Source organism: uncultured Ruegeria sp. (genome assembly GCF_947489545.1).
GTDB lineage: Bacteria > Pseudomonadota > Alphaproteobacteria > Rhodobacterales > Rhodobacteraceae > Ruegeria.
Genome location: NZ_CANLDZ010000021.1, coordinates 1 through 25,762, shown reverse-complemented (window position 1 = coordinate 25,762; position 25,762 = coordinate 1). Strand labels below are relative to the sequence as shown.

General features: G+C 56.9%; 28 protein-coding genes. 22 read left to right on the top strand and 6 right to left on the bottom strand.

The features are described from left to right. The first annotated feature begins 48 nt into the window (after positions 1-48). The 6 genes from Q1B13_RS21965 (at position 49) to uvrC (ending at position 6,745) form a co-directional block, all read left to right on the top strand. Positions 49-978, top strand: coding sequence for an ABC transporter ATP-binding protein (locus tag Q1B13_RS21965; protein WP_299084273.1), 930 nt, complete (start codon positions 49-51; stop codon positions 976-978). After that, positions 975-1,736 (top strand): ABC transporter permease, encoded by a 762-nt coding sequence (locus tag Q1B13_RS21960; RefSeq protein ID WP_299084276.1) that lies wholly within the window; start codon positions 975-977, stop codon positions 1,734-1,736. Before Q1B13_RS21965 ends, Q1B13_RS21960 begins: the two co-directional genes overlap by 4 nt. A 114-nt stretch (positions 1,737-1,850) precedes the next feature. Then, complete coding sequence (locus Q1B13_RS21955; RefSeq protein ID WP_299084279.1) at positions 1,851-2,648, top strand: S49 family peptidase; 798 nt, start codon at positions 1,851-1,853, stop codon at positions 2,646-2,648. A gap of 168 nt (positions 2,649-2,816) precedes the next feature. Beyond that, complete coding sequence (locus tag Q1B13_RS21950; RefSeq protein ID WP_298937730.1) at positions 2,817-3,779, top strand: calcium/sodium antiporter; 963 nt, start codon at positions 2,817-2,819, stop codon at positions 3,777-3,779. Positions 3,780-3,800: 21 nt separating this feature from the next. Further along, the gene (locus Q1B13_RS21945) at positions 3,801-4,580 is read left to right on the top strand and encodes an SDR family oxidoreductase (RefSeq protein WP_299084282.1); all 780 of its coding nucleotides are present in this window, start codon (positions 3,801-3,803) and stop codon (positions 4,578-4,580) included. 290 nt (positions 4,581-4,870) lie between these two features. Beyond that, a complete protein-coding gene (gene uvrC, locus Q1B13_RS21940) occupies positions 4,871-6,745 on the top strand; it encodes an excinuclease ABC subunit UvrC (RefSeq protein ID WP_299084285.1) in 1,875 nt (624 codons plus the stop codon). Here uvrC and Q1B13_RS21935 read toward each other — a convergent pair. Then, complete coding sequence (locus Q1B13_RS21935; RefSeq protein ID WP_299084288.1) at positions 6,742-7,626, bottom strand: DMT family transporter; 885 nt, start codon at positions 7,624-7,626, stop codon at positions 6,742-6,744. The genes uvrC and Q1B13_RS21935 overlap by 4 nt on opposite strands. 191 nt (positions 7,627-7,817) lie before the next feature. Between Q1B13_RS21935 and pgsA the strand changes: the two genes are divergently transcribed. Genes pgsA through Q1B13_RS21920 form a run of 3 tightly spaced genes read left to right on the top strand, consistent with a single transcriptional unit; the run spans position 7,818 to position 9,183 of the window. Continuing rightward, positions 7,818-8,486, top strand: coding sequence for a CDP-diacylglycerol--glycerol-3-phosphate 3-phosphatidyltransferase (pgsA, locus tag Q1B13_RS21930; RefSeq protein WP_298937726.1), 669 nt, complete (start codon positions 7,818-7,820; stop codon positions 8,484-8,486). Between the two features lie 3 nt (positions 8,487-8,489). Beyond that, positions 8,490-8,735: a molybdopterin converting factor subunit 1 gene (moaD, locus tag Q1B13_RS21925; RefSeq protein WP_120632317.1), complete on the top strand. Its 246-nt coding sequence runs from the start codon at positions 8,490-8,492 to the stop codon at positions 8,733-8,735. A gap of 4 nt (positions 8,736-8,739) precedes the next feature. Next, a complete protein-coding gene (locus tag Q1B13_RS21920) occupies positions 8,740-9,183 on the top strand; it encodes a molybdenum cofactor biosynthesis protein MoaE (RefSeq protein WP_299084291.1) in 444 nt (147 codons plus the stop codon). 5 nt (positions 9,184-9,188) lie between these two features. Here Q1B13_RS21920 and Q1B13_RS21915 read toward each other — a convergent pair whose 3' ends face one another. From Q1B13_RS21915 to ubiA, 3 genes are all read right to left on the bottom strand, one after another. Next, positions 9,189-9,509 (bottom strand): hypothetical protein, encoded by a 321-nt coding sequence (locus Q1B13_RS21915; protein WP_120632498.1) that lies wholly within the window; start codon positions 9,507-9,509, stop codon positions 9,189-9,191. 1 nt (position 9,510) lies between these two features. Then, positions 9,511-11,424, bottom strand: coding sequence for an OmpA family protein (locus Q1B13_RS21910; protein ID WP_299084294.1), 1,914 nt, complete (start codon positions 11,422-11,424; stop codon positions 9,511-9,513). A gap of 65 nt (positions 11,425-11,489) precedes the next feature. Then, entirely contained in the window at positions 11,490-12,452 is a 963-nt protein-coding gene (gene ubiA / locus Q1B13_RS21905; protein WP_299084296.1) for a 4-hydroxybenzoate octaprenyltransferase, read from the bottom strand. An 11-nt stretch (positions 12,453-12,463) separates the two neighbouring features. On the opposite strand from ubiA, the gene Q1B13_RS21900 reads away from it, so the two are divergent. From Q1B13_RS21900 to pheT, 9 genes are all read left to right on the top strand, one after another. Then, positions 12,464-13,189 (top strand): 16S rRNA (uracil(1498)-N(3))-methyltransferase, encoded by a 726-nt coding sequence (locus Q1B13_RS21900; RefSeq protein ID WP_299084298.1) that lies wholly within the window; start codon positions 12,464-12,466, stop codon positions 13,187-13,189. A gap of 71 nt (positions 13,190-13,260) precedes the next feature. Further along, the gene (locus Q1B13_RS21895; protein ID WP_299084301.1) at positions 13,261-13,695 is read left to right on the top strand and encodes a hypothetical protein; all 435 of its coding nucleotides are present in this window, start codon (positions 13,261-13,263) and stop codon (positions 13,693-13,695) included. Beyond that, the gene (locus tag Q1B13_RS21890; protein WP_299084304.1) at positions 13,692-14,219 is read left to right on the top strand and encodes a hypothetical protein; all 528 of its coding nucleotides are present in this window, start codon (positions 13,692-13,694) and stop codon (positions 14,217-14,219) included. The genes Q1B13_RS21895 and Q1B13_RS21890 overlap by 4 nt, the downstream gene beginning before the upstream one ends. A gap of 66 nt (positions 14,220-14,285) precedes the next feature. Further along, positions 14,286-15,656, top strand: coding sequence for a glutamate--cysteine ligase (locus Q1B13_RS21885; protein ID WP_299084306.1), 1,371 nt, complete (start codon positions 14,286-14,288; stop codon positions 15,654-15,656). Between the two features lie 71 nt (positions 15,657-15,727). Next, positions 15,728-16,801, top strand: a complete 1,074-nt coding sequence (gene pheS / locus Q1B13_RS21880) for a phenylalanine--tRNA ligase subunit alpha (protein WP_298937718.1) — start codon at positions 15,728-15,730, stop codon at positions 16,799-16,801. Continuing rightward, positions 16,798-17,238, top strand: a complete 441-nt coding sequence (locus Q1B13_RS21875) for a hypothetical protein (RefSeq protein ID WP_298937717.1) — start codon at positions 16,798-16,800, stop codon at positions 17,236-17,238. The genes pheS and Q1B13_RS21875 overlap by 4 nt, the downstream gene beginning before the upstream one ends. Positions 17,239-17,429: 191 nt before the next feature. After that, a complete protein-coding gene (locus Q1B13_RS21870) occupies positions 17,430-18,236 on the top strand; it encodes a PHB depolymerase family esterase (RefSeq protein ID WP_299084309.1) in 807 nt (268 codons plus the stop codon). A 69-nt stretch (positions 18,237-18,305) separates the two neighbouring features. Beyond that, positions 18,306-18,713, top strand: coding sequence for a cupin domain-containing protein (locus tag Q1B13_RS21865; protein WP_299084311.1), 408 nt, complete (start codon positions 18,306-18,308; stop codon positions 18,711-18,713). 86 nt (positions 18,714-18,799) lie between these two features. Further along, positions 18,800-21,196, top strand: coding sequence for a phenylalanine--tRNA ligase subunit beta (gene pheT, locus Q1B13_RS21860; protein ID WP_299084314.1), 2,397 nt, complete (start codon positions 18,800-18,802; stop codon positions 21,194-21,196). A 44-nt stretch (positions 21,197-21,240) separates the two neighbouring features. On the opposite strand, the gene Q1B13_RS21855 is transcribed toward pheT, so the two are convergent. Further along, positions 21,241-22,125, bottom strand: coding sequence for a LysR family transcriptional regulator (locus tag Q1B13_RS21855; RefSeq protein WP_299084316.1), 885 nt, complete (start codon positions 22,123-22,125; stop codon positions 21,241-21,243). Positions 22,126-22,209: 84 nt separating this feature from the next. Here Q1B13_RS21855 and Q1B13_RS21850 point away from each other — a divergent pair, with 84 nt between their 5' ends. After that, complete coding sequence (locus Q1B13_RS21850) at positions 22,210-22,848, top strand: class I SAM-dependent methyltransferase (RefSeq protein ID WP_299084319.1); 639 nt, start codon at positions 22,210-22,212, stop codon at positions 22,846-22,848. A gap of 88 nt (positions 22,849-22,936) precedes the next feature. Further along, positions 22,937-23,386, top strand: a complete 450-nt coding sequence (locus Q1B13_RS21845) for a YtoQ family protein (RefSeq protein ID WP_299084322.1) — start codon at positions 22,937-22,939, stop codon at positions 23,384-23,386. Positions 23,387-23,439: 53 nt separating this feature from the next. Here Q1B13_RS21845 and Q1B13_RS21840 read toward each other — a convergent pair whose 3' ends face one another. Further along, positions 23,440-24,141 carry a glutathione S-transferase N-terminal domain-containing protein gene (locus tag Q1B13_RS21840; protein ID WP_299084324.1) on the bottom strand — a complete coding sequence of 234 codons (702 nt, stop codon included), beginning with the start codon at positions 24,139-24,141 and terminating at the stop codon, positions 23,440-23,442. A gap of 145 nt (positions 24,142-24,286) precedes the next feature. Between Q1B13_RS21840 and mscL the strand changes: the two genes are divergently transcribed. Continuing rightward, a complete protein-coding gene (gene mscL / locus Q1B13_RS21835; protein WP_298937709.1) occupies positions 24,287-24,715 on the top strand; it encodes a large conductance mechanosensitive channel protein MscL in 429 nt (142 codons plus the stop codon). 93 nt (positions 24,716-24,808) lie between these two features. Beyond that, positions 24,809-25,615 (top strand): mechanosensitive ion channel domain-containing protein, encoded by an 807-nt coding sequence (locus Q1B13_RS21830; protein ID WP_298937708.1) that lies wholly within the window; start codon positions 24,809-24,811, stop codon positions 25,613-25,615. The last annotated feature ends 147 nt before the right edge of the window (positions 25,616-25,762 follow it).

Genomic DNA, 25,762 nt, shown 5'->3' with positions numbered 1-25,762 from the left:
CCGCGTTCTTTCTGCGCGATAGTGTGTCCGGCAGAACGGGGAGCAGACATGACGACCATTTTATCCATCAAGGATCTGCGCAAATCCTATGCTGATGGTTTTGAGGCGCTCAAAGGCGTATCGCTGGACATAGAAGAAGGCGAGATTCTTGCTCTGCTAGGACCCAACGGGGCGGGAAAAACGACTCTGATCTCGACAGTTTGCGGAATCACGACGCCGACATCCGGTTCCGTCACGGTGGGCGGTCACGACATCCAGACAGAATTTCGCGCTGCCCGAAAAATGATTGGTCTTGTGCCACAGGAAATCGCATTGGAGCCTTTTGAAACGGTCTGGAACACGGTCAGGTTTTCGCGCGGTTTGTTCGGATATGGCAGTGACAACGCGCGGATTGAAGAGATCCTGCGCAAGCTTTCTTTGTGGGACAAGCGTAAGAACTCCATCAAGGAATTGTCCGGGGGTATGAAACGTCGGGTGCTGATCGCCAAGGCGCTGGCACATGAGCCACGTATCCTTTTTCTGGACGAACCGACCGCCGGGGTGGATGTCGAGTTGCGCAAGGACATGTGGGAGATCGTGGCCGAGTTGAAGCAAGCTGGCGTCACAATAATCCTGACCACCCACTACATCGAAGAGGCCGAAGCCATCGCTGATCGCGTCGGAGTCATCGACAAGGGTGAATTGCTGCTGGTTCAGGACAAAGACACTCTGATGGCGCAGATGGGTAAGAAACAAATCGAGGTCATGCTGACCGATCCGATAGCAGATATCCCCGACAGCCTTTCAGCGCATAACCTGACCTTGAACGGAAATGGGCGGGCACTGGTTTATACCTATGACACCAATGCGGATCGTACCGGCATCACAACGTTGCTGAACGACGTGGCGCAGGCGGGGCTTGTGCTGAGCGATGTGCAAACACGTCAGTCAAGTCTGGAAGAGATCTTCGTTAACCTTGTATCGGGAGAGGCCGTATGAACTGGTCCGCAATCGCCGCAATATATCGGTTCGAAATGGCCCGGTTTTTCCGCACGCTGGCACAGAGTTTTCTGTCGCCGGTTCTGTCGACCTCACTTTACTTTGTGGTCTTTGGCACAGCCATTGGCAGCCGTATTCAAGAGGTCGAAGGTGTATCTTACGGGGCCTTCATTGTCCCCGGGCTGATCATGCTGTCAGTTGTCATGCTGGCGATCACAAACGCCTCATTTGGAATCTATTTTCCCAAGTTTCTGGGAACAATTTATGAATTGCTGTCCGCACCCGTGAATTTCATCGAGATCGTGATCGGATATGTCGGGGCCGCGGCCACGAAATCACTGTTTGTCGGGCTGGTAATCCTGGTCACGGCGAATTTCTTTGTGGACATACGTATCGAGCACCCCTTGGCAATGGCCGCATTCCTGGTCCTGACCTGTCTCAGCTTTTCTTTGTTAGGGTTTATCATCGGCATCTGGGCCAGCAATTTCGAACAGATTTCCCTTGTCCCGCAGCTTGTTGTGACGCCGCTGATCTTTTTGGGCGGGACGTTTTATTCGATCTCGATGCTGCCTCCGTTGTGGCAGACAATCACTTTATTCAACCCGGTGGTCTATCTGATCTCGGGCTTCCGCTGGTCGTTTTATGGGCTGGCGGATGTGCCGATCACATTCAGCCTTTTGGCCATTCTAGCCTTTACGGGCATTTGTCTGGGCATCATCGGCTGGATCTTCAAAACAGGCTGGCGCATCCGAAGTTGACCCACCCTGGTGCGTTGCATTTTTGCCCGCAGCCTCGATGAAATTGGTTCACGTCGCGTTTTACGCCCAGCGAGTCCCTTGTTTACATCTTGGCTGCACTCTACATCGGCACCCATGAAGTTCAGCCTGCCGTTTGTAAAAAAGCAGCCCAGCGTGGCCGTCATCCGTCTGTCTGGTGCCATAGGTATGGCCGGACGCGGGTCTTTGAATGACACCACTTTGGCCCCCGTCATTGAAAAAGCGTTTCGCAAAGGCAAGCCGGTTGCAGTCGCGCTTGAGATAAATTCGCCTGGCGGTTCTCCGGTCCAAAGCTCATTGATCGGGGCGCGAATTCGTCGGCTGTCGCAAGAGCTCGAGATACCGGTCATAGCATTTGTCGAGGATGTAGCAGCCTCGGGCGGTTATTGGCTGGCAGCGGCGGCAGATGAGATATGGGCTGATGACAGTTCGGTCCTGGGCTCGATCGGTGTGATCTCGTCAGGGTTCGGAGCCCACGTCTTTCTGGCGCGACAGGGCTTTGAACGCCGCGTGCACACCGCGGGTCAGTCCAAGTCGATGCTGGATCCATTCGCCCCGGAAAAGAAAGAAGATGTCGCGCGGCTTGAACGCTTGTTAGACGACATCCACGAAAACTTCATTGCGCATGTCAAAGCAAGGCGCGGGGACAAGCTGGACCAAAGCGCCGATCTGTTCACAGGAGAGGTCTGGTTGGCCCGCCGTGCGCATGAGTTGGGTCTGATTGATGGCGTTGCCCATCTCAAACCAAAACTACAGGAACGGTTTGGCGAAAAGGTGAAGTTTCGCCGCTATGGCGTAAAGAAGCCGATCTGGTCGCGGTTCGGTGCGGCGCTGGCGCAGGATGCCGTGGCCGGACTAGAGGAGCGAGCAGCCTACGCACGCTTCGGCTTGTGACGTGATCGTCAAGATTGTCACTCTGTTCCTGATCGCCATGGGCGTATTAGCGATGTTCGGGAAGCTACGCTTTCCCGGTCAGAAGCGTTTAAAATCGGCCAAATGTCCGCGCTGCGGACGTTTCAAAATTGGAAAAGGCCCCTGCGCCTGCGAAAAGGGAGGCCGGGCATGACGGCATGGCTGCTATCTGGCCTTGGATTGGTAATCCTTTTGCTGGCCGGTGATGCGCTGGTGCGCGGTGCCGTGAACCTGAGCCTTCGGTTGGGCGTGCCCGCGTTGATCGTCAGCCTGACCATTGTGGCTTTTGGCACATCTGCGCCAGAGCTGTTGATTGCAATCAGCGCCTTGAAGGAAAACGCGCCCGGGATCGCGCTGGGTAACGTTGTTGGTTCGAACACGGCCAACATCCTTCTTGTTCTGGGTGTACCGGCCTTACTCGCAACCTTGCACACCAGCGAATGCGACAGCCGCAAAAACTACGTCTTTATGCTGTTAGCAACAGTTTTGTTCATTGGGTTGGCATTTTGCGGCGTGTTCAACCTGTTCAGCGGGGCCATTCTGCTGACTGCGCTGGCTTTGGTGTTGGGGAATGCGTTTCGCGAGGCGAACGCCCATCGCAAAGCAATTGGTGACGCCTGCGCAGAAGAGGAGGAGCTGGAAGGTCTGGAAGAGGCCGATCCGGATATGCCGTATTGGAAGGTCTCGATTTACCTGATCCTTGGGTTGATCGGCCTGCCGATGGGTGCCCATTTGCTGGTGGACAACGCCACTATCATTGCGCGGGAGTACGGCGTCAGCGAGACAGTGATCGGTTTGACCCTGATCGCCGTGGGAACCTCGTTGCCGGAATTGGCGACCACCGTTATGGCGGCGCTTCGCCGTCAGGCAGATGTGGCGCTGGGCAATGTCATTGGGTCCAACATGTTCAACCTGTTGGCCATTGTTGGTATCGCCACCTGGTTCGGAAAGATTCCTGTGGAACCCGAATTCTTGCGTTATGACCTGTGGGTCATGCTGGCGGCATCCCTGCTGCTGATCCCGTTTGTTTTCTTCAAAAAGGACATCTCACGTAACTGGGGTGTGGCATTGACTTTCCTTTATGTGCTGTATGTCACCACATTGCTGGTGTGATCTGACGGAAAGAGGTGATCCATGACCCGAGCTTTAGTAACCGGCGCTGGAATTCGTCTGGGTCGGGCGATGGCGCTGTACCTGGCGGGCCGCGGCTATGATGTGGCGGTGCATTATGCAACTTCACAGCAACCTGCACAGGAAACTGTGGCCGACGTTAAAGCCCTGGGCCAACAGTCCGTTGCGCTGCAAGCTGACCTGCTGGATGAGGCGCAGGTTTTGTCCTTGTTGCCTCGCGCAGCAGAGGCATTGGGCGGACCGATCACCTGTTTGGTAAACAATGCCTCGATCTTTGAACATGATAGCATCTATACAGCGACCCGCCAAAGCTGGGACCGCCATCTCGACAGCAACTTGCGCGCACCGTTTGTGTTGACCCAGGCAATGGCCGAACAGGGGCTGGAACCCGCGATCGATGCAAGTGGCGAACCCGTTGCGACGGGTGCGATCATCAATATGGTCGACATGCGTGTCCAAAAACTGACGCCGGAATTCATGTCATACACAATCGCCAAGATGGGGTTATGGGCACTGACACGCACTTCAGCGCAGGCGTTGACCCCCGCAATCCGGGTGAATGCGATTGGGCCCGGTCCAACAGTGAAGGGCCATCGTCAAAGCGATGAGCACTTTCAGGCGCAACGATCCAATACGGTTCTGGAACGCGGTGCGAACCCTTCAGATATCACCGCTGCGCTGGGGTATTTTCTGGACGCCCCTGCCGTAACCGGGCAGCTTTTATGCGTTGATGGCGGTCAGCATCTGGGATGGCGGACGCCAGACGTTCTGGGTGTAGAATAGCTAAATTTGCTGCAAGTTTTGCACTGCTCGCAGTTCTGTTACATCGACGTTACAAAAATGTCTTTTTTTTCATATACTTGCTAAGTTATCAAAAAAGTTTCATTTAAAAACAGTAACTTAAAAAAGCGCCTATTTTTTGTGCAGCGTAGGGAAATGGCAAGAAAACAAGGAAAAATCACTGTGGCCCAAAACTTATCTGCACAGTTATCCACAGAAACCGTGGATTTGTTTTCTCTTGATCTGGGGCGCTCAAGATTGCAGCCAATGACAAAGAATCATATTTCAAGGCCATGAACTCTCACAACGATACGAACACGGATACTCAGACCACCGGATATGCCTGCATTCAGCGCTACGTGAAGACGCTGGATAGCTCTCCGGGCGTCTATCGCATGCTGGATGGTGACAGCCGGGTTTTGTACGTGGGCAAGGCGCGGAACCTAAAGGCGCGGGTTTCGAACTATGCGCGACCCGGCCATTCGGGGCGGATCGAAAGGATGATCGCCGCGACGGCTTCGATGATGTTCCTTACGACAAGGACCGAGACCGAGGCGCTTCTGCTTGAGCAGAACCTGATCAAGCAGCTCAAGCCGAAATACAACGTGCTGCTGCGTGACGACAAAAGTTTTCCAAACATTCTGGTCGCTAAGGACCATGCTTTTCCGCAGATCAAAAAGCATCGCGGGGCGAAGAAAGAGAAAGGGGCGTATTTTGGCCCCTTCGCCAGTGCTGGTGCGGTGAATCGGACGCTCAATCAGCTGCAAAAGGCATTCCTGCTGCGCAACTGCTCAGATTCCATGTTCGACGGTCGGTCGCGGCCTTGTTTGCTGTACCAGATCAAGCGGTGTTCCGGGCCATGCGTTGGGCTGATCTCTGAAACCGAGTATCGCGAAAGTGTCAGTGACGCTGAACGGTTCCTGTCGGGTCGATCAACCAAGGTGCAAGAGGACCTGGCTGAGCAGATGATGGCCGCGTCCGAGGCGATGGAGTTCGAACGTGCCGCCGGTCTGCGCGACCGGATCCGGGCACTGACACAGGTGCAAACCTCGCAAGGCATTAACCCGCGTGGTGTGACCGAGGCGGATGTAGTCGGCCTTTATATGGACAGTGGACAGGCCTGTGTTCAGGTGTTCTTCATTCGCGCCAACCAAAATTGGGGAAACCGCGACTTCTATCCGCGCGTGGGGCCGGATGTCTCGGCTGCTGAGACGATGGAGGCCTTTCTGGGTCAGTTCTACGACAACAAGGAACCGCCCCGGCAGTTAATCCTGTCAGACGCAATTGAAAACGCCGATTTGATGCAAGAGGCGCTGACTGAGAAAGCCGGGCGCAAGGTTGAGATTCTCGTGCCCCAGCGCGGTGAAAAGCAGGAATTGGTGGCCGGTGCACTACGCAATGCGCGTGAGTCGCTGGCCCGCCGCATGTCCGAAAGCGCGACGCAGGCCAAGCTGCTGCGCGGTGTGGCCGAGGCATTTGAATTGGATAGCCCTCCGAACCGGATCGAAGTTTATGACAACTCGCATATTCAAGGCACCAACGCGGTGGGCGGCATGATCGTGGCCGGCCCCGAAGGGTACGTGAAAAACGCATATCGCAAGTTCAACATCCGGGGCGACGACCTGACCCCCGGTGACGATTTCGGGATGATGAAAGAGGTTCTGACTCGTCGTTTCACGCGTCTTCAAAAAGAAGACCCTGACCGCGACAAAGGTCTGTGGCCCGATCTGCTGCTGATTGATGGCGGTGCCGGGCAGGTGAGCGCTGTGCAAGAGATCATGGCGCAATACGGGGTCGAAGATATCCCTATGGTCGGTGTCGCCAAAGGGATCGACCGAGATCATGGCAAGGAAGAATTCCACCGGACCGGCCAACGCCCCTTTGCCCTGAAACGCAACGACCCTGTGCTGTACTTCATTCAGCGCTTAAGGGACGAAGCCCACCGGTTCGCGATCGGCACGCACCGGGCAAAACGCGCCAAGGCGGTGGGGGCAACACCACTGGATGAAGTCCCCGGCGTAGGTGCGGCTCGCAAGCGTGCCTTGCTGGCCCATTTTGGCAGTGCCAAGGCGGTCAGCCGGGCCAATCTGGCGGATCTGAAGGCGGTCGATGGGATCTCAGCAGGGTTGGCGCAGAAGGTGTATGACTTTTTCCACGACAAGGGTTAAGCCCGCCGACCCCGCCAAAGAATGTAAAGGCCCGAGGCGACAATCAGCGCGCTGCCGATCCACATGGTCCTGTCCAGATGCTCTCCGAACAGGAAGACACCCAGGCCGATTCCAAACAACAGACGGGAATAGCGAAACGGGGTTACGGCTGAAACTTCCCCTGTGCGCATGGCCTTCATCAGTGAGGCGTAAGCAATTGTGCCCAGCACCGCAGCGCCTGCCAAATGCAGGCTTGTATGAAAGGATAGGGTGGCAATCGGAGCACCCTCCCAGAACCGATAGGCAAACCCGGCGACGATGACGCAAAGGAAACCATAGAACCCAAGAACTTCGGTTCCCAAACTTGCGGGCGCAGCGCGACTGGCCAAGTCGCGACCGGCAAAGCCCAGCATTCCCAGTACCGCCAGAATCGACAAAATGGAAAAGCTGTGTCCGGTGGGTCGAATGATAATCACGACGCCGATCATGCCCACAAAGATCGCGCTCCATCGTCGCCAGCCGACGGTTTCACCGAAGAACAGCGCGGCACAGGCAACCACGACCAGTGGTGTGGCTTGCAGGATCACCGTGGCGGAAGACAGCGGTGTCAGCGCGATGGCCAGCACGTAGAACAAGCGCCCGAAGATTTCGAAGAATACGCGTATCTTCATCGGGGCCGACAGCACATCGGGTTGCAGCAAACGCGTGCCGCGCAGCCCGGCCACACAGGCAAATATGGCGGTTCCACCGGCGCCGAATAGAACCAAAACCTGCCAGATCGGCAGGGCGATGGATGCAGATTTCAACAACGCATCCTCGAGCGCGAACCCGGCCATAGCAGCGATCATCCAGGCGCTGCCAATCAGGTTTGAACGGGGATCGGTTCGAATATGAGTCGTCATCTTTTCCGCACGCGTCCCTTGGTTGGCCCGTCCGGCAATCTGACGGTAAACCCGCCCCGCGCCAAGTTGTATCCTGCAGCGAGGATCTGATTGCGACGGTTTGACCCAAAACTCTTCAAGCGACTGTGATTGACGCAGTTTTTTGCCGTCCTGCCTTTTCTGTCCGGAACCGCCGATGTACTGTCCACTTCATGAAGTGGAACTTGCCGAACACCCTGACCGTTCTTCGCCTGCTGGCTGCGCCCGGTCTGGCCATTATGTTTCTGTATTTCACCCGACCCTATGCGGATTGGTTTGCGCTGATCCTGTTTTTATCAGCGGCAATCACTGACTGGTTTGATGGTTATCTGGCCCGTGCCTGGAAGCAGGAAACTAGGATAGGGGCCATGCTGGATCCGATTGCCGATAAGGCAATGGTGGTGATCGCTTTGATGATATTGGTGGGGTATTCGACCGAACACTGGACGCCTTGGCTGGTGCTGCCAGCCACCGTAATCCTGTTTCGCGAGGTGTTTGTCTCGGGTCTGCGAGAATATCTTGGTGATGTGGCCGGAACGCTGAAGGTCACCAAGCTGGCAAAGTGGAAGACCACTGCGCAGATGATCGCCATTGCTGTGCTGTTTTCTCAGGGCATTTTTGAGCACTACTTCGTGATGGGCACCTTCGGGATGGACCCCACTATGATCGATCAGGTTCTGACCGGACAGATCGAAGATCTGACTGGCGTGCGTTGGAACCTTGAAGCTATGTTCTGGTCGGGACGGATCGGGTTGTGGTTGCTGTGGCTTGCAGCGGCGCTGACATTGATCACAGGCTATGATTACCTACGTAAAGCCATGCCCCATCTGAAGGAGAGCTGAGCAATGGACGTGCTGTATTTCGCTTGGGTCCGCGAACGGATCGGTCTTCCCAAAGAGCGGGTCGAGACCAATGCAGCCACGGTCTCGGATCTGGTAGCCGAACTCAGCGCACGGGAAGACCGCTATGCCGCGGCTTTTGCAGATGTTTCGGCCCTGCGTGTCGCATTGGATCAGGAGCTTTCGGATTTTGATGCCTCATTGGCGGGTGTGCGCGAGGTGGCGTTCTTTCCCCCAATGACCGGCGGCTAAAGCAATGCGGGTTGTCGTACAGGAAGACGCGTTTGATCTGGGTGCCGAGGCCAACGCCTTCGCGGCTGCAGACGCTACAAACGGAGCGATCGTGACATTCACGGGCGTGGTACGCGACCTGGCCACGGGCAATCTGGATGTGATGGAGATCGAACACTATCCAGGCATGACCGAGCGTGCGCTTACAAAAATCGCCGAAGAGGCCATGGCGCGCTGGTCTCTGGGCGATGTTCTTGTCATCCACCGGCACGGGCGCCTGGTGCCCGGCGACCGGATCATGATGGTTGCCACTGCTGCACCACATCGCAAAGACGCATTCGAAGCTGCCGAGTTTCTGATGGACTACCTAAAGTCTCGCGCCCCGTTCTGGAAAAAAGAAATTACCGGGGCGGGGGCAGATTGGGTTGCCGCCAAGGATGAGGATGAAGACGCGCTGACCCGCTGGTGAACGGTTCAATCAGCGTTGTTGATCCGTCCGCGCAATTCTTCTGCTTCCTGACGGGCGGCACGCAGACCATCCATTGCAGCCGCAAGCTCGGCCTCGGTCTGGGTCAGCTGATTGGTCAGTTCCGCCTCGCGCTGCTGAAGATAAGTAATCGCCTGATCGCGGGTTTCTTCGGCCTCGTGCAGTTCCTGGCTCATGCGGTCCAGATCGGCTACATCACTCTGGCGCACGCGTGACAGTCGATGGGCCAGCCAATTTGCGAACCAGCCCATGCAAAAGGCGGCGAACAGGATGATGGCGGTGGCGATGATGAATTCAAATCTGTTCAAGTCACTGGTCCTCTGCATCTGACTCAGATGCGTCATTTTCCGTTTGCTCGGAGTCTGTTACGTCAGCCTCCAAGGCTTCTAGCCCGGTTTCTTCATTGGTGACAGGTTCGGGCCTGATCAGGCGGAATTCGATCCGTCGATTTTCTTCGCGCCCTTCTTCACTGTCATTGTCGCCAATGGGTTGCGTTTCGCCATAGCCCACGGCTGTGTAGCTTGCGGTAGGGATGCGCCGCCCGCGCAATTCGTTCAGGATCGATTGCGCGCGGGACTGGCTGAGCTGCTGGTTCATCTCTTCCCGGCCCTGGCTATCGGTATGCCCCTGAATCTCCATGCGGATTGGGCCGCATTCACGCAGGATATCGGCGATCTGGTTGACGGTGTCGCGCGAATCTGCGGCAATCGTTGATGATCCGGGTTCAAACGCAATCTTGCTGACAGCTTGAATGTCGGCAATTTGCGTTTCACAAAGCTCGGGGTCGGGCAGGGCGTCTGCCGGATCGGGCGGTGGTTGATAGGTGATCGACAGGGTGAAATCCTGCGCCTCTCCTAACTTGTCCGAAAGTTGCCCGGCTATTCGGGCTTTAGCGCCCTCATCGTGGCTGAGACCGATCAATTCAACCGAGTCCGGGGTGACGGTCAGTGCCCCGTTTTTGAGTTGGTTCAATGCCTCAAGTCCCGCCAGAACACGCACGGGCCAGTCCGCAGGCAGATCCGGAACGATGCGTGTTGCGGTGTAAACCTGTTCCGATCCAAAAGCCGCGCGGGCGTAGCTGTCGACCATATCCCGCAGGGTTTCGTCACCCAGGCGTCCACGCAGTTGAACCAGGCCTTCTGGGCTGCGGGTTGCAGAGAACTCGATGGGACCGGACTGTTCTTCTGTTTCCGGTTCAGGCAATACGGCGTGCAGGGCAAAAACGTCTGGCAGCGCCGTTTCTAGTTCACCCACAACCCGGTCAAACAGCGCTGGCAGCGTACCCTGTGCTGCAATCAGGGTGATGTCCGCATCCGAGATTGTTATCGACCCTCGTCCAATTTCTGCCAATGCACGGATGCCCAACTCGGCAGCTTCAGGCCAACGCGGCGAAGGGACACCCAAACCAATGGTGCAAGAATAGGGTCCAGATAAGCCCGCGTTCTGAGCCGCTGCAACAATCCGATCCCGGGCTTTTTCGTCTTGGGCCGAGCAGGCATCAAACTGGCCGCCTGCCTCGCCGATCAGATACCGCAATGTGAACGGCGTGATCACCGGTCGCGGTGCCGAGATCGACAAGCCAATTCGCAAGCTGGCTGGCGCGGCGCGAGTCAGATCTTGTTCGAGTTGCTCCTTTTCCTGCTGGCTGTCGGAAATGGCGGTGATCTTGACCAGCCCAGAGTTGGCAGAGATTTTTGCGCGTGGCAGTCGAGACAAGGCGTCAATCGCGTAAGAAACCGCATCATCCCACCCTTTTGGTTTGGGGTAGTCTGCGGTCTCCATCAGATCCGATACCGGAACCGAGCGATCTAGACCGCGCAGCCTGTCCATCAGCGCTTCGCGATCTTCGCTGGCCGGGATCAGTCCAATGATCGAGATACCGCTGTCATTGCGCAGGATTTCTACGGAAAATCGCGGCGCAGCCAGTGCAGAGGTTGCGGTCACCTTCATCTCGTCAATGACCCGCGAGGTGTCGACCTCGGCCCCTGCAGCCGTCAGCGCGTTAAAACGCATTGCTTCATCCGGTGCCATCCCCGTCAGAACAACACGCAGCCCATCGGACTCAACTTCTGCCCAGTCATGGCCTTTAAGGTCCAATGCACGCCGAACGGCGAATTCCGATGTCTCTTCGATCTTGGTCACGGCGTAGCTGGCCGCCAGCAGCGACACCACGGCTGACACGAGGAAGATCAGGGAAACGACTAATATATACGGCAGACGCATATGCGGGTTTTAGACTCCTCAGGCGATTGGCAGAACTCTTAACAGACCCCGAAGCAGAGGTGCAATCAGAGCAACAGGGCGACGCAGAGGAAGATCAGCGGAATCAGGCCGGTGTCTCTGTTGGAATGAAACAGTTGGAGGAGCTTGGTATTGTCCTCGATATCCAGACCACGCAGTTGCCACATCATGTGCCACCCCATGGCCCAAGGTCCGCCAAGGGCGACGGCAAGGGCAAAGATCGACGCGTTTGGAACGCCCGCGTCAATGATCGCCAGCCCCATCAATCCAACCGCCACAGCCAGAAAGTACTTGAGCCATTTCGCAGTATCAGTTCCAAACAGGCGCGCCGTGGATTTGATACCCACAAGCTCATCATCTTCGGCATCCTGGTGAGCATAAATCGTGTCATAGAACAGTGTCCACGCGATGCCGGACAGATAGAGGATGACAGCAGGCCAACCCAGCGTACCGCTATGGGCAGTCCAGGCCAGCAATGCGCCCCAATTGAATGCCAAGCCCAAGAATACTTGGGGCCACCAGGTGAAGCGCTTGGCAAACGGGTAGACTGCTACCGGAAGCAAAGACAGAACACCCATGGCAATAGCTGCCTGATTGAAGCTGAGCAGGATGGCCAGTGCCAACAAGCACTGCAGAACCATCCAAGCCGCAGCTTGCCGGACGGTGACATGCCCAGCAGGAATCGGGCGTGACCGCGTGCGCTCGACCTGAGCGTCAAACTCCCGGTCAGTGATGTCGTTCCAGGTGCATCCCGCACCTCGCATTAAAAACGCGCCCAACGCGCAACCTACGGCGATCCACAAATCGCCCAGGCGCGGTTGGCCATCGCTGAGGATCGCCAGTGCTAGGCCCCACCAGCACGGAATCAGCAAAAGCCAGGTTCCGATTGGTCGGTCGGCGCGGCTCAGCCGCAGATAGGGACGGGTGAAGGCGGGTGCGTGGGTGTCCACCCAATTGCCGGTTACGGCATCAGCGACCTGACCGTCTGGTGTTGGGGCATTGCCTTGCATATGTAGGTCTCATGAGTGCGAAGATCAGACTGTATGTAGAGCAGCCCTTGGGTCAGGGGCAATCGGTAGAATTGACGCGCGAGCAGGCGCATTACCTGTTTGGTGTGATGCGATTGGGTGTGGGCGGCCAAGTTGCCCTGTTCAACGGTCAGGATGGCGAGTGGCTGGCCGAGGTGTCCGAGGCTGGCAAACGCGGCGGTGTCCTGACATGTGCCCAGCAAACGAAGCCGCTGCAGTTGCCGCCTGATCTGTGGTTCATGTTTGCGCCGATCAAAAAGGCACGCACCGATTTCATCGTCGAAAAAGCGGCCGAAATGGGCGCGGCGCGGATCATGCCCGTGCAAACCCAGTTCACCAATTCCGAGCGCATCCGTCAGGATCGCCTGCAGGCGCACGCGGTCGAGGCAGCCGAGCAATGCGGCGGGACGTTTGTGCCTGAAGTCGCCGATTTACAGCGTCTGGACAAAGTTCTGGATAGCTGGCCAGATGGACGCCAACTGATGTTCTGCAACGAAGCCGAAGTAGGTTCTGCCCTGCGTTTGGCGGCCAGCGAGAAGGGGTGTCCTTGGGCCATCCTCGTCGGGCCTGAAGGCGGGTTTTCGGATCATGAACGCGCGCGCCTGACCGCGTTGCCATATGCGCATGTTGTCAGCCTCGGCCCGCGTATCCTGAGGGCCGACACAGCGGCCGTTGCAGCATTGACCATGTGGCAGCAAGCATTGGGGGACTGGGTCTGATGTGGCGCGCCGCGCGTCAAGAAGACCTCGGAAAAATTGAAAGTTTTTTGTACCGGCATGTGCAAAGTTCGATGTTCCCACTGGCCAACCTGCGTAATTTTGGCCTGAACGGAAGCGATCCGCGCGCTGTCCGAATGTGGGTGATTGGCGACGATCAACGAGCAGTGTTTACCATCACAAACGAAGGAATGATCCTGCGGCAATGTTCCGATTGCACGGATCACGAATTGCTGTTTGCGCTGGCTTTGATTGGCGATGGTCCTGTTACAGGTGTGATTGGCGAGGCCGCGCAGGCCCGTCGGATCGTTCGATTGGCTGGTTGGCAAGATAAGGCAGCGATGGCGGTTGCGTTGCATCTTAACGAAGCGCGAGAATCTGGTGTAACGCGTGCCATTCTGTTTGCTGCTTCAGAATCAGCGGCGCGTGCCTATATGGCTATTGGGTTTGCCACTGCTGGCAAGTTCGCCTTGATACTCTTCCAGGCAGAAAAGGAGGCCACAGCATGAGCTTCATTCGACCCGAAGCCAAGCTTGCCCTTTGGCGGTGGCGTGAGGTTCTCGTTGCGGTTTTCGTTTTGATCCTCGGCCTCAGCTGGGTTAGCGGCCCCGGAGGATTGCTGGGTTGGATTGGCTGGGTATTGGTCGCCGTGTCACTAGCGCTGGCCGTTATTGGCGTGCAACGGGCGCGGTTCCGAACCGGTACGGGCGGGCAAGGTGTGGTGACCATTGACGAAGGTCAGATCACGTATCTGGGTCCGCTTGACGGTGGCATCGTCGCCACGCGCGAGATCGAGCGGCTGGCGCTGGACCCGACATTGCACCCTGCGCATTGGGTGTTGGACCAACCCGGTCAGCCGGCGCTTCACATTCCTGTGAATGCAGAAGGCGCCGAGGCGTTGTTCGATGTGTTTTCGAATCTGCCGGGTTTGAAAACAGAACAAATGCTGGCGGAACTGAACCGCGGATCGTCGATTCCGGTCGTTATCTGGGAGCGAACACCCTCGCGCCCCGCACACTTTCGGCTGCATTGACACTGGCGCAGTTTGCCCTCAGGACTGGCCTTCAAGACAAGGTTCAACAGGATCGGAGCACGGTTCATGTCCATCCCCCAGTCCGGCGGCGGACCGATCGAACGCCATGAGCAATTGGCCGAATATCTTGAATCGGGCTGCAAGCCCAAACAGGATTGGCGCATCGGTACCGAGCACGAAAAGTTCGGATATTGCAAAGACACGCTGAAGCCTTTGCCATTCGACGGAAAACGCTCGATCGTCGCAGTGCTGGAAGGCCTGCGGGATCGTCACGGTTGGGGCGAGGTGCGCGAAGCCGGGCATCTGATTGGCCTCGAAAAAGATGGCGCGAATGTCAGCCTGGAACCAGGCGGCGCACTAGAGCTGTCAGGTGCACCGTTGGAGACGATCCACGAAACCTGCGACGAGGTGAATGTTCACCTGCGCGAAGTTAAAGATATCGCTGACGAGATCGGAGTGGGTTTTATCGGTCTGGGCGCTGCCCCGATCTGGACCCATGAAGAAATGCCGCTGATGCCCAAGGGGCGATACCGGCTGATGAATGACTATATGGAGAAAGTCGGCACCATGGGCCGCGCGATGATGCGCCGGACCTGTACGGTTCAGGTCAATATCGACTTCGGATCCGAGGCCGACATGGTGCAAAAGCTGCGTGTCGCATTGGCGCTGCAACCTGTTGCGACCGCGCTTTTTGCCAATTCGCCGTTCTTTGAAGGCAAGCCCAACGGTCAGAAAAGCTGGCGCAGTTTTATCTGGCGGCATCTGGACGATGCCCGGACAGGTATGCTGCCCTTTGTGTTCGAAGAAGGCTTTGGGTTTGAACGCTACGTGGAATACGCGCTCGATGTTCCGATGTATTTTGTCTATCGCGACGGTGAATACATCAACGCGCTGGGCATGTCGTTCCGGGACTTCCTACAAGGAAAACTTCCCGCCCTTCCGGGCGAAACCCCAACGCTGAGCGATTGGGCAGATCATCTGACTACCGCGTTCCCCGAGGCACGGATCAAGAAATTCATGGAAATGCGCGGCGCCGATGGTGGCCCGTGGCGGCGTCTATGTGCTTTGCCCGCCTTCTGGGTGGGCCTGACTTATGATCAAGGCGCGCTGGATGCGGCCTGGGATCTGGTCAAAGGCTGGGATGCCGAAACGCGCGAGGCATTGCGGGTCGAAGCCGCCAAGGACGGTCTGCAAGCACAGGTCGGCAACATCAACATGCACGATCTGGCGCGCGAAGTGGTCGCGATATCCGAGGCCGGTCTGAAGGCCCGCGCCTATCCCGGCGCGGGTGGCATGGTTCCCGATGAATCGCATTTTCTGAATGCGCTCAAAGACAGTATAGAAACGGGAAAAGTTCCTGCCGATGAATTGCTGGATCACTATAACGGCGATTGGCAGGGCGACCTGACCCGGGTTTTCCCCGACTACAGTTATTGATCCCGCCCGTTCGGCTTGCATTTGCGTGGCCGGACCGATAGCAGGTTCTCGACCAATTTCAGAGGGCCGTCATGGACGATCTTAAGGCAAAATATCTGGGCCAAATCGCCGAGGCTGGAGACGAAAACACGCTTGAAGCGATCCGCGTTGCGGCCGTCGGCAAAAAGGGCGAAGTCGCGCTGAAGATGCGCGAACTGGGCAAGATGACGCCCGAAGAGCGTCAGGTCGCGGGTCCTGCGCTGAACGCGTTGAAGGATGAAATCAACTCGGCGCTGGTTGCCAAGAAAGCGGGTCTTGCCGATGCTGCGTTGGATGAACGTCTGCGCACCGAATGGCTGGATGTCACGCTGCCCACCCGTGCGCGTCGTCAGGGCTCGGTTCACCCTGTCAGCCAGGCCACTGAAGAGCTGACGGCGATCTTTGCCGAGCTTGGTTTCTCGGTTGCTGAAGGGCCGCGGATCGAAACCGACTGGCATAATTTCGATGCGCTGAACATCCCTGGCCACCACCCCGCGCGGGCCGAGATGGATACCTTTTACATGCACCGTGCTGAGGGGGATAACCGCCCGCCGCACGTGCTGCGCACCCACACCTCTCCGGTGCAGATACGCTCGATGGAGTTGCAGGGCGCGCCGATCCGCATCATTTGTCCGGGCGGTGTGTATCGCGCCGACTATGACCAGACCCACACGCCGATGTTCCATCAGGTCGAGGGGCTGGCCATCGACAAAGACATCTCGATGGCGAACCTGAAATGGGTTCTGGAAGAGTTCGTGAAGGCGTTCTTCGAGGTCGATGACGTCGAACTACGCTTCCGCGCCTCGCACTTCCCCTTCACCGAACCTTCGGCCGAGGTCGATATCCGCTGTTCCTGGGACAACGGTCAGCTGAAGATCGGTGAGGGCGACGACTGGATGGAAATCCTTGGTTCCGGCATGGTCCACCCCAAGGTGATCGCTGCTGGAGGGATTGATCCGGATGTCTATCAGGGCTTTGCCTTTGGCATTGGCATCGATCGTCTGGCGATGCTGAAATACGGCATTCCGGATTTGCGGGCGTTCTTTGATTCCGATCTGCGCTGGCTGCGCCACTATGGTTTCGCGGCGCTGGACATGCCGAACCTGCATGGTGGTTTGTCGCGGTGAGCGGCGAAGTCACAGTAATTGATTGGCTACAGTTAGCCGCCCCCTTCGTAGCAGCTGGATTAGGTTTGATTGCCTATGGGCGTCAAAAGAAAGTCGATAGAAAAGAACATGTTCTTTCAGAATGTCGCGTAATCTACACGAAATACTTGGCCGAGGCAGAAAACCTTCTGCGCGTTATGTGCACTGAAAGCGATGAAGCCAAAGTGGACGCGCAGACAGTAAAGTACCGTGAAGCGTTCCTCGCTTTGAAAGTTTACGGCTCAATGAAGGTTGTTGACCAAGCGAAGCCGTTGCTCATGACAATAGTGAATTTTGCGAGATTGGATGAAGACGCGCCAGATTTAGACGAGCATCGGGACGACATCAGAACTAAGCTCGATGGCATTGCCGATGCCATGCGAGAAGACTGTGTGAAAGAGCACTGGAGAACTTCCTAAGCTTTACGCGGAGCAAAGGCCGATTTACCCCCGTCAACACGCGGCTCGAACAGTACTCGGACTTGCCTGCAATAAAGCACCCAACTCACCGCATTGATTGCCACCCCACGGTCTGGCGATAGCGCGGCTTGTTACAGTGTCCCACGGGGTTGTGACGTGACATGGCGCGCTGGCTGGCTAGGCTCAGCCAAATGATTTATCGACTGATTTCCCTTTTGATGCTCGCAGCGTCCCCGGCCTTTTCAATGGGGCCTTGGAACACTGACTGCCACGGTGATACTGCCTGCGAGGTGGGCGAGCGCTCGTACCATGTGCTGGAGCCGGATGGCTGGGACGGTGAAACGCCTCTGCCGGTGCTATTGCATTTCCACGGCTGGGCGCGGCAGGGCACCGTTGTGGTGAAACACGAACGGATCGCAGGGGCGACGAAACGGCGGGGTGTTTTGCTTGTTGCGCCCAACGGGTTGGGGAAAAGCTGGAACTTCTGGGCGTCTGATACAGGTGACGTTGGTTTTGCCGACCGGGTGCTGGATGATGTCGCCAAGCGATACCCGATCGATCCCGAACGCGTCTATGTTTCTGGCTACTCCTTCGGTGGCGCGATGGCTTGGCGCTATGTTTGCCAGTCCGGCAATGACACTGCCGCGCTTCTGGCGGTCGCAGGCTCGATCCGCCAGACCGAAACCTGCCCGCAGGCTCCGGGCGAGGTGCGTCATGTGCACGGGCTGGACGATATGGTGATGGATTTCCCCTTTGGCCCCGGTGGCGACACGACCTATCCGGTGGCGCTGTGGCGTGAGATGTACGGTTGCCGCTCCGCCACCCCGCAAGGTGATTGGAGCGTGGTGCCCTTTCTGACGCTCAGCCGTGTGGAATGGACCGATTGTGCCATCGGGCAAGTCACGTTGGACACGCATCCGGGTGGACATTTCATCCCGCATGGCTGGATCGGCTGGCAACTTGATGAGTTGTTGGGCCAGACGCCGGCTTACCCCTAAGTTGCGGTTTGACAAGCCCGAAGCAACGCGTTCAGCTTTGCCAACTGACGCTACTTGGGAGGTTTGCTGGTGAAAACGTTGCTTTTGATTGCCCTGATCTTTGGGGCTGTTCCAGCCCTTGCGCGTGACACTTATCCGCCAGTCGATGTGCTGCTGCAGACCGATAGCTCGGTTATGGGCGAGCCGTTGGAGTATCCCGACGGGACCCCGCAAATCACGATGGCTATTGTGACAATGCAACCCGGTCAGGAAACGGGTGTGCATCGCCACGATGCGCCCTTGGCGGCCTATGTTCTCGAAGGTGAAATAACCGTTGATTACGCCGACAAGGGGACCAAAACCTATACCAAGGGTGACGCTTTTGTCGAGGCGTTTCAGTCTCCCCACACCGGCGTGAACACCGGCGATGGTATTGCCCGTATTCTGGCGGTGTTCGCGGGATCGGACAGCGTTGATAACACAGTTGCTGATGACTAGCGTAAGTGGGTCATACGGCCTCTTTCACCTTGGGTGAATATCCGCTACACGCGGTTTAACCCAAGATTACTGGCGGAATACGACCGATGAAATTCACTCTTTCCTGGCTCAAAGACCACCTGGACACGGATGCGTCGGTTGAGGAAATCGCCGAAACGCTGACCGATCTCGGCCTCGAAGTTGAAGAGATTGTAAATCCTGCGGACCGGCTGGCTGGCTTTACGCTGGGCTATGTAAAGCATGCCGAGAAACACCCAGACGCCGACAAGTTGCGGGTGTGCACGGTCGAGACGAATGAGGGTGATCTGCAGATCATCTGCGGTGCGCCCAACGCCCGAGAAGGCATCACCGTCGTCGTCTGCAAACCGGGCATGTATATCCCCGGTCTGGACCTGACCATCAGCGTTGGCAAAATCCGCGGCGTTGAAAGCTTTGGCATGATGGCGTCCGAGCGCGAGCTGGAACTGTCCGAAGAACATGACGGCATTATCGAACTGCCCTCGGGTGACGTGGGCGACAAGTTCGTCGACTGGCTGGCTGAGAATGATCCGTCCAAGGTTGATCCGATGATCGAGATTGCGATCACTCCGAACCGTCCGGACGCTCTGGGCGTGGTCGGGATTGCTCGCGATCTGGCAGCGCGTGGTCTGGGAACGTTGAAGCAGCGGGACTATGTTCCGGTGCCGGGTGATTTTGAAAGCCCGATCAAGGTTGCCATCGACGATGACACGCTGGACGGGGCGCCGCATTTCACTGGACGTCTGATAAGGGGCGTGAAGAACGGCCCCAGCCCGCAATGGCTGCAGGATCAGTTGAAGGCGATTGGTTTGCGTCCAATCTCGGCTTTGGTGGACATCACCAATTATATGACCTTCGACTCTAATCGTCCTTTGCACGTCTTTGACGCCGACAAGGTGCAGGGAAACCTTCGGGTGCACCGCGCCACAGGCGGCGAACAGGTGGTTGCGCTGGATGAGAAAGAGTACACGCTGCAGCCCGGCATGATGGTGATTTCTGATGACAACGGTCCGGAATCGATTGCCGGGATCATGGGTGGCGCGGAAACCGGATGTACGGAAGAGACGGTTAATGTCTTTCTTGAAAGCGCGTTCTGGGATCACGTGCAGATTGCGCTGACGGGTCGCGCGCTGAAAGTCAACTCGGACGCACGGTATCGGTTCGAACGTGGCGTTGACCCCGAATACACGCTTGAGGGGCTGGAGCACGCGACCCAGATGATCCTGGACATCTGCGGTGGTGAGGCGTCGAAAGTTGTTGTTGCGGGCAAAGCGCCGAAGCATTCACGGGCCTACAGGCTGGACGCGGAACGCGTACAGTCACTGGTTGGCATGGAGATTCCGGAAAGCGATCAACGCCAGACCCTGACCCGTCTGGGTTTCCGTCTTGAAGGTGAGATGGCGCATGTGCCCAGCTGGCGCCCGGATATCATGGGCGAGGCCGATCTGGTGGAAGAGGTCGCGCGGATCGCATCCCTGACCAAGTTGCAGGGCAAGCCATTGCCGCGTGTGACCGATGGTATCCCCAAGCCGGTGATGACGCCAGCACAGCGACGCCAGTCGATGGCGCGACGCACCTGCGCGGCGCTGGGCTACAACGAATGCGTTTCGTACACATTTATCGATCAGGCCTCGGCCGCTCTGTTTGGCGGTGGGGATGAGGCGACGCAGCTGGAAAATCCGATCTCGACCGAGATGAGCCATATGCGCCCGGACCTGCTGCCGGGGCTATTGCAGGCTGCAGCCCGCAATCAGGCGCGCGGGTTTGCTGATCTGGCGCTGTTCGAAGTTGGACCGGTTTTCCATGACGGAGAGCCCGGCGAGCAGAATACGCAGATCACAGGTTTGCTTGTTGGTCGGGACGGACCCAAAGATGTCCACGGCGCGTCCCGCCCGGTAGACCTGTTCGATGCCAAGGCAGATGCCGAGGCTGTGCTGGCTGCCATTGGTGCGCCCGCCAAGGTTCAAGTTTTGCGCGATGGCGATGCCTGGTGGCACCCGGGGCGACACGGCAAGATCTGTCTGGGGCCGAAAAAGGTACTGGGCGTGTTTGGCGAAGTGCATCCGCGCGTGCTGCAGGCGATGGACATCAAAGGCCCGGCAATGGCATTCACCATCTGGCCGGACCAGGTGCCAATGCCCCGCAAGTCGGGTGCGACACGGTCGGCGCTGGAACTGCGCGATCTACAAGCGGTCGAGCGTGACTTTGCCTTTGTTGTCGACGCGGATGTTGAGGCGCTGACACTGGTCAATGCCGCCACCGGCGCAGACAAGGCGCTGATCGAGGATGTGCGCGTCTTTGACGAATTCATTGGGGGCAGTGTTGGTGAGGGCAAGAAGTCGCTGGCCATTACGGTACGCTTGCAACCTTCGGATGCGACGCTGAAGGAAAAGGATATTGAGGCGGTGGCCGAAAAGATCATCGCCAAGGTGACCAAGGCCACGGGCGGCGTCCTGCGCGCCTGACCCAGGGCCCCGCGATTGGAAATGCGCGCCTTCGGGCGCGTTTTTCATTTGGACAAATGGTCGGCCAGCAAATCAAAAACCAAGCGGATGCGGCGGCTTGTATGCAGCTCGCGATGGGTGGTCAGCCAGATCGGGAACTTGATCGCTTTCATGTTTGGGATCACACGTTCGACGCCCGGTGTTGCGTCGCCAACCACCTCAGACATCGGAGCAATTCCGAAGCCTTGCTTCGCGTATTCCCAGGAAACGATGCCATTCTGCGAGCCGAGCCGAAAGTTATCTTCGGTCAGGTGAATGCCAAGTGGGTCCAGATAAGCAATCATTTGGGCTGTATCGCCGAAGCTGATGAACTCATGTTTCGATAACTCGGCGAGGGTCTTGGGGCGCCCAGCGCGGTTCAGATATTCGGTCGTGGCGTAGAAGTGCCCCGATGCCTCATTGACCAGTCTGGCGATCAGGTCGGGTTGATCGGGGCGTACATGCCGGATCGCAATATCCGCCTCGCGCCGCATCAGATCACGAATGTCGTTAGAGGCGATGACGTCGATCCGCAGCCGCGGCGCCTGAGCGCGAAGTTCACGTAGAAGGTCAGGCAGGATATACGCGGACATGATATCGCTGGCGGTGATGCGTACCAGCCCTTCGATAGATTGTGCCTGACCCGACGCCGTCAGTGCAATGTGGTTTGCTGCCTGACCCATTGCGCGGGTATGATCCAGCAATTCGAGCCCAGCTTGTGTGATTTGCAAGGCTCGGCCAATGCGTTCGAACAGCATCACACCCAGATCCGCCTCAAGCGCTGCAATCTGCCGGCTGAGCGTCGGTTGTGTCTGCCCCAGCTGCCGGGCGGCGGCAGACAGCGATCCGGTTTCGGCCGTCGCTAGAAACGCGCGGATGTGGTTCCAATCGAAATCGGTCAGGTTTGACATGCAAATATGTATAAGGACTCTGCGATTTTCGACAATTCATATTCGATTGGTGCATGAGTACTTTGCGCGCAAAGGAGATCGAGGATGACAACGACAACCGCAAAGTTCTGGGACGGTATAGCTGGTAAGTACGCGCGCGCGCCAATCCGCGACATTAAGTCTTATGAGTACACTTTGGCCCGGACCCGGTCCTATTTGTCCAAACAGCATAAGGTTCTAGAGCTTGGCTGCGGAACGGGCTCAACAGCGCTGCTGCTCGCACCCTCTGTTTCACATATTACGGCGAGCGATTTTTCCGAAGGAATGCTCGAAGTTGGCCGGGCAAAGGCGAAAGAAGAAGGGGTCGAGAACATCTCGTTCAGAAATGTGGATGTTACCATGCCGATTGAGGGGCAGACCTATGATGCCATCCTGGGCTTCAACCTGTTTCACCTTGTACCTGATTTCGACGGGGTTTTTGCAGGCATTCATGCGCAACTGACACCCAACGGAGTGTTTATCTCAAAAACACCGTGCCTTGCCCAGGGCGGTCTGGGGTTCAAGTTTGGTTTGCTGAAGCTTCTCTTGCCCGTAATGCAGCTGTTCGGCAAAGCGCCATTTGTCAATCAGTTTGATATCGATACTCTTGAAGCCGCAATTACCAAAGCCGGGTTCAAGATTGTCGAAAGCGGGAATTTCCCCGTGACTCCTCCGGCTCGGTATCTAGTTGCTCGCAAGATATAGCAATCGCTTTGGCGGATTCTGCGCATTCCGCATTGGGGTTTGCCCGATTGCGACTTAAGTAGGTCGTGAAACAACAACGGAGCTTGCAATGGGCCTGAATGTCTATCTGTCCGGAGAAATCCACACCGACTGGCGCGAACAGATCATCGACGGGGCACAGGGTTTGGATGTGACGTTCAACGGCCCGGTGACCGATCACGCAGCAAGCGACGATTGCGGCGTCGCCGTTCTGGGCGCAGAACCAAACAAATACTGGCATGACCACAAAGGTGCGATGGTCAATGCCATTCGCACGCGCAAAGGCATCGCTGACGCGGACGTCGTGGTGGTGCGGTTCGGCGACAAATACAAACAATGGAATGCCGCTTTTGACGCGGGCTATGCTGCCGCGTTAGGCAAGTCGCTGATTGTCTTGCATGGCCCGGACCATCAGCATGCACTGAAAGAGGTCGATGCGGCGGCCTTGGCCGTTGCCGAAGAGCCTGGTCAAGTGGTTGAGCTTCTGCGTTATGTGTTGACCGGAAAACTGCCAGGATAGGTCGCTGGTTACGGGGCGGATGACACCGCCCCGGACTGTGTTACGGGTTTGTCTTATTGGTCCTGAGCCGGAATGTTTTTGCCGCGTTGCACGGCGGGGCGTTCAAAGAAGCGTTCGACATAGGCCACAGCGTTGGCGTGATCGGCCCAGCCGACGGCCTCTTTTGCACCATAAAAGTCTAGCGCATTCAACCAAGGCGCGATTGCAATGTCCGCGATTGAAAACTCGCCAGCAATCCAATCTTGCCCGTCCAGCTGCTGGTCTACGACATTCAATAACCGTTTGGCTTCGTTGATGTATCTCTCGCGCGGGCGGGGGTCTTCGATTTCGCTACCTGCGAATTTGTAGAAAAAGCCCAACTGCCCGAACATCGGACCAAGCCCACCCATTTGAAACATCAGCCATTGGGTGATGCGGTACTTGTCGGATTGAGTCTGGCCGAGGAACTTGCCGCTTTTCTCGGCCAGATAAAGCAAAATCGCGCCACTTTCGAACAGACCCACCGGATGCCCGTCAGGACCGTTGGGGTCAATGATTGCCGGTATTTTGTTGTTGGGGTTAAGGGACAGGAACTCGGGGCTTTTTACATCGGCATCGGCCAGCGTGACCAGATGTGCTTCGTAAGGCAGGCCAGTTTCCTCAAGCATGATCGAGGCTTTGACACCATTTGGCGTTGGGTATGAATAAAGCTGAATGACAGATGGATCCTTGGCGGGCCATCTTTCACCTACGGAAAATTGCGCATTTTGGGTCATGGTGTCTCCTGAAATCGACATGTTGGGGAAATTTAGGTAAAGTTTCCCATAAAAACACGCTTGTTAGCATGCAGTTTGCGCACAATTGACCTGCGCTGATGCGCCAAATGAAAAAAGAAACCTTAGTTCGACAGCGAGGGACGCAATGCTGGAAGAATTCAAAACGTTTATCGCCAAGGGCAATGTCATGGACATGGCCGTTGGTATAATCATTGGTGCGGCTTTCACCGCCATCGTAACCTCATTGGTGGGTGATCTGATCAACCCGCTGATCGGTTTGGTCACCGGTGGGGTAGACTTCACCAATAACTATGCCGTTTTGGCCGGTGATGTGGCCGAAGGTGCAAGCCTGGACGCCGCACGGGAAACCGGGGCATCGGTGTTTGCCTATGGTTCGTTTATCATGGCAATCATCAATTTTCTTATCATTGCATGGGTGGTTTTCATGCTGGTGAAGATGGTCAACCGTGTCAAAGACGCGGCTGCAGAGGAAGAAGAAGCGGCAGAAGAAGCCCCCGCAGGCCCTAGCGAACTGGATATTCTTATGGAAATCCGCGACTCGCTGAAAAAGTAAGAAACACTGTGTGTTACAAAGTTCGGCCCTGCCGATTTGGCGGGGCCGTTTGATGGTTTTATACGACACCCTTTAGAAATGAGGACAATACGGATGGATCAGGCTGTGGATATGGCGGGTCAGGCATGGCCTATGATCATGAGTGCTGGCAAGGCTTTGATTGTTCTGGTGCTGGGGTGGATCCTGGCCCGTGCGATCGCGGGCATGGTCCGACGTCGCATCAACAAGACACCTCAGATTGACCCGACGCTTGGGAATTTCGCGGCGAGCGTTGTGAAATGGGTGATCCTTGCCATGGTGCTGGTCGCCGTTCTGGGGATCTTTGGTATCGAGGCCACCAGTATTGTCGCCATTCTGGGTGCGGCTTCGTTGGCCATCGGTCTGGCACTACAAGGCACGCTTAGCGATCTGGCAGCGGGTGTAATGCTGGTTGTATTCCGCCCCTACAAGTTGGGTCAGTATGTGGACATCGGTGGAACTGCTGGCACAGTGCTGGACTTGAACCTGTTTACCACTGAGTTGGTGACGCCCGATAACGTGCAGATCATCGTGCCCAATGGCCAAGCCTGGGGATCGGTCATTACCAATTTCTCGGCTCATGACACGCGCCGCGTCGATCTGGTCTTTGGCATCGACTATGGTGACAATGCTGACGAGGCGATGAAGATCATTTTGGACATCGCCAAGGCTGACAGCCGCGTTCACACCGATCCCGAACCCTGGGCGCGGGTCACAAATCTGGGCGACAGCTCGGTCGATCTGACGGCGCGCCTCTGGTGCAATGCAGCGGATTACTGGGACGTTAAATTCGAGACGACCAAGACTGTCAAAGAAGCATTTGACAGTAAGGGCGTTTCAATTCCCTATCCGCATTCGGTGGAAATTCAGAAGCAGGGCTAGGGGCTCCCGCCCGTCGATCGGGCATTCGAAATGCCCTCCTTCGGTTGGGGGTGGCGGGGGCGCCCCGGGGGGGGGCGCCCCCCCCCCCCCCAGCAACACCGGACTCACACGCCGGGGGACCGCGGGCGGGGGTGGGGGGGGGGTTGG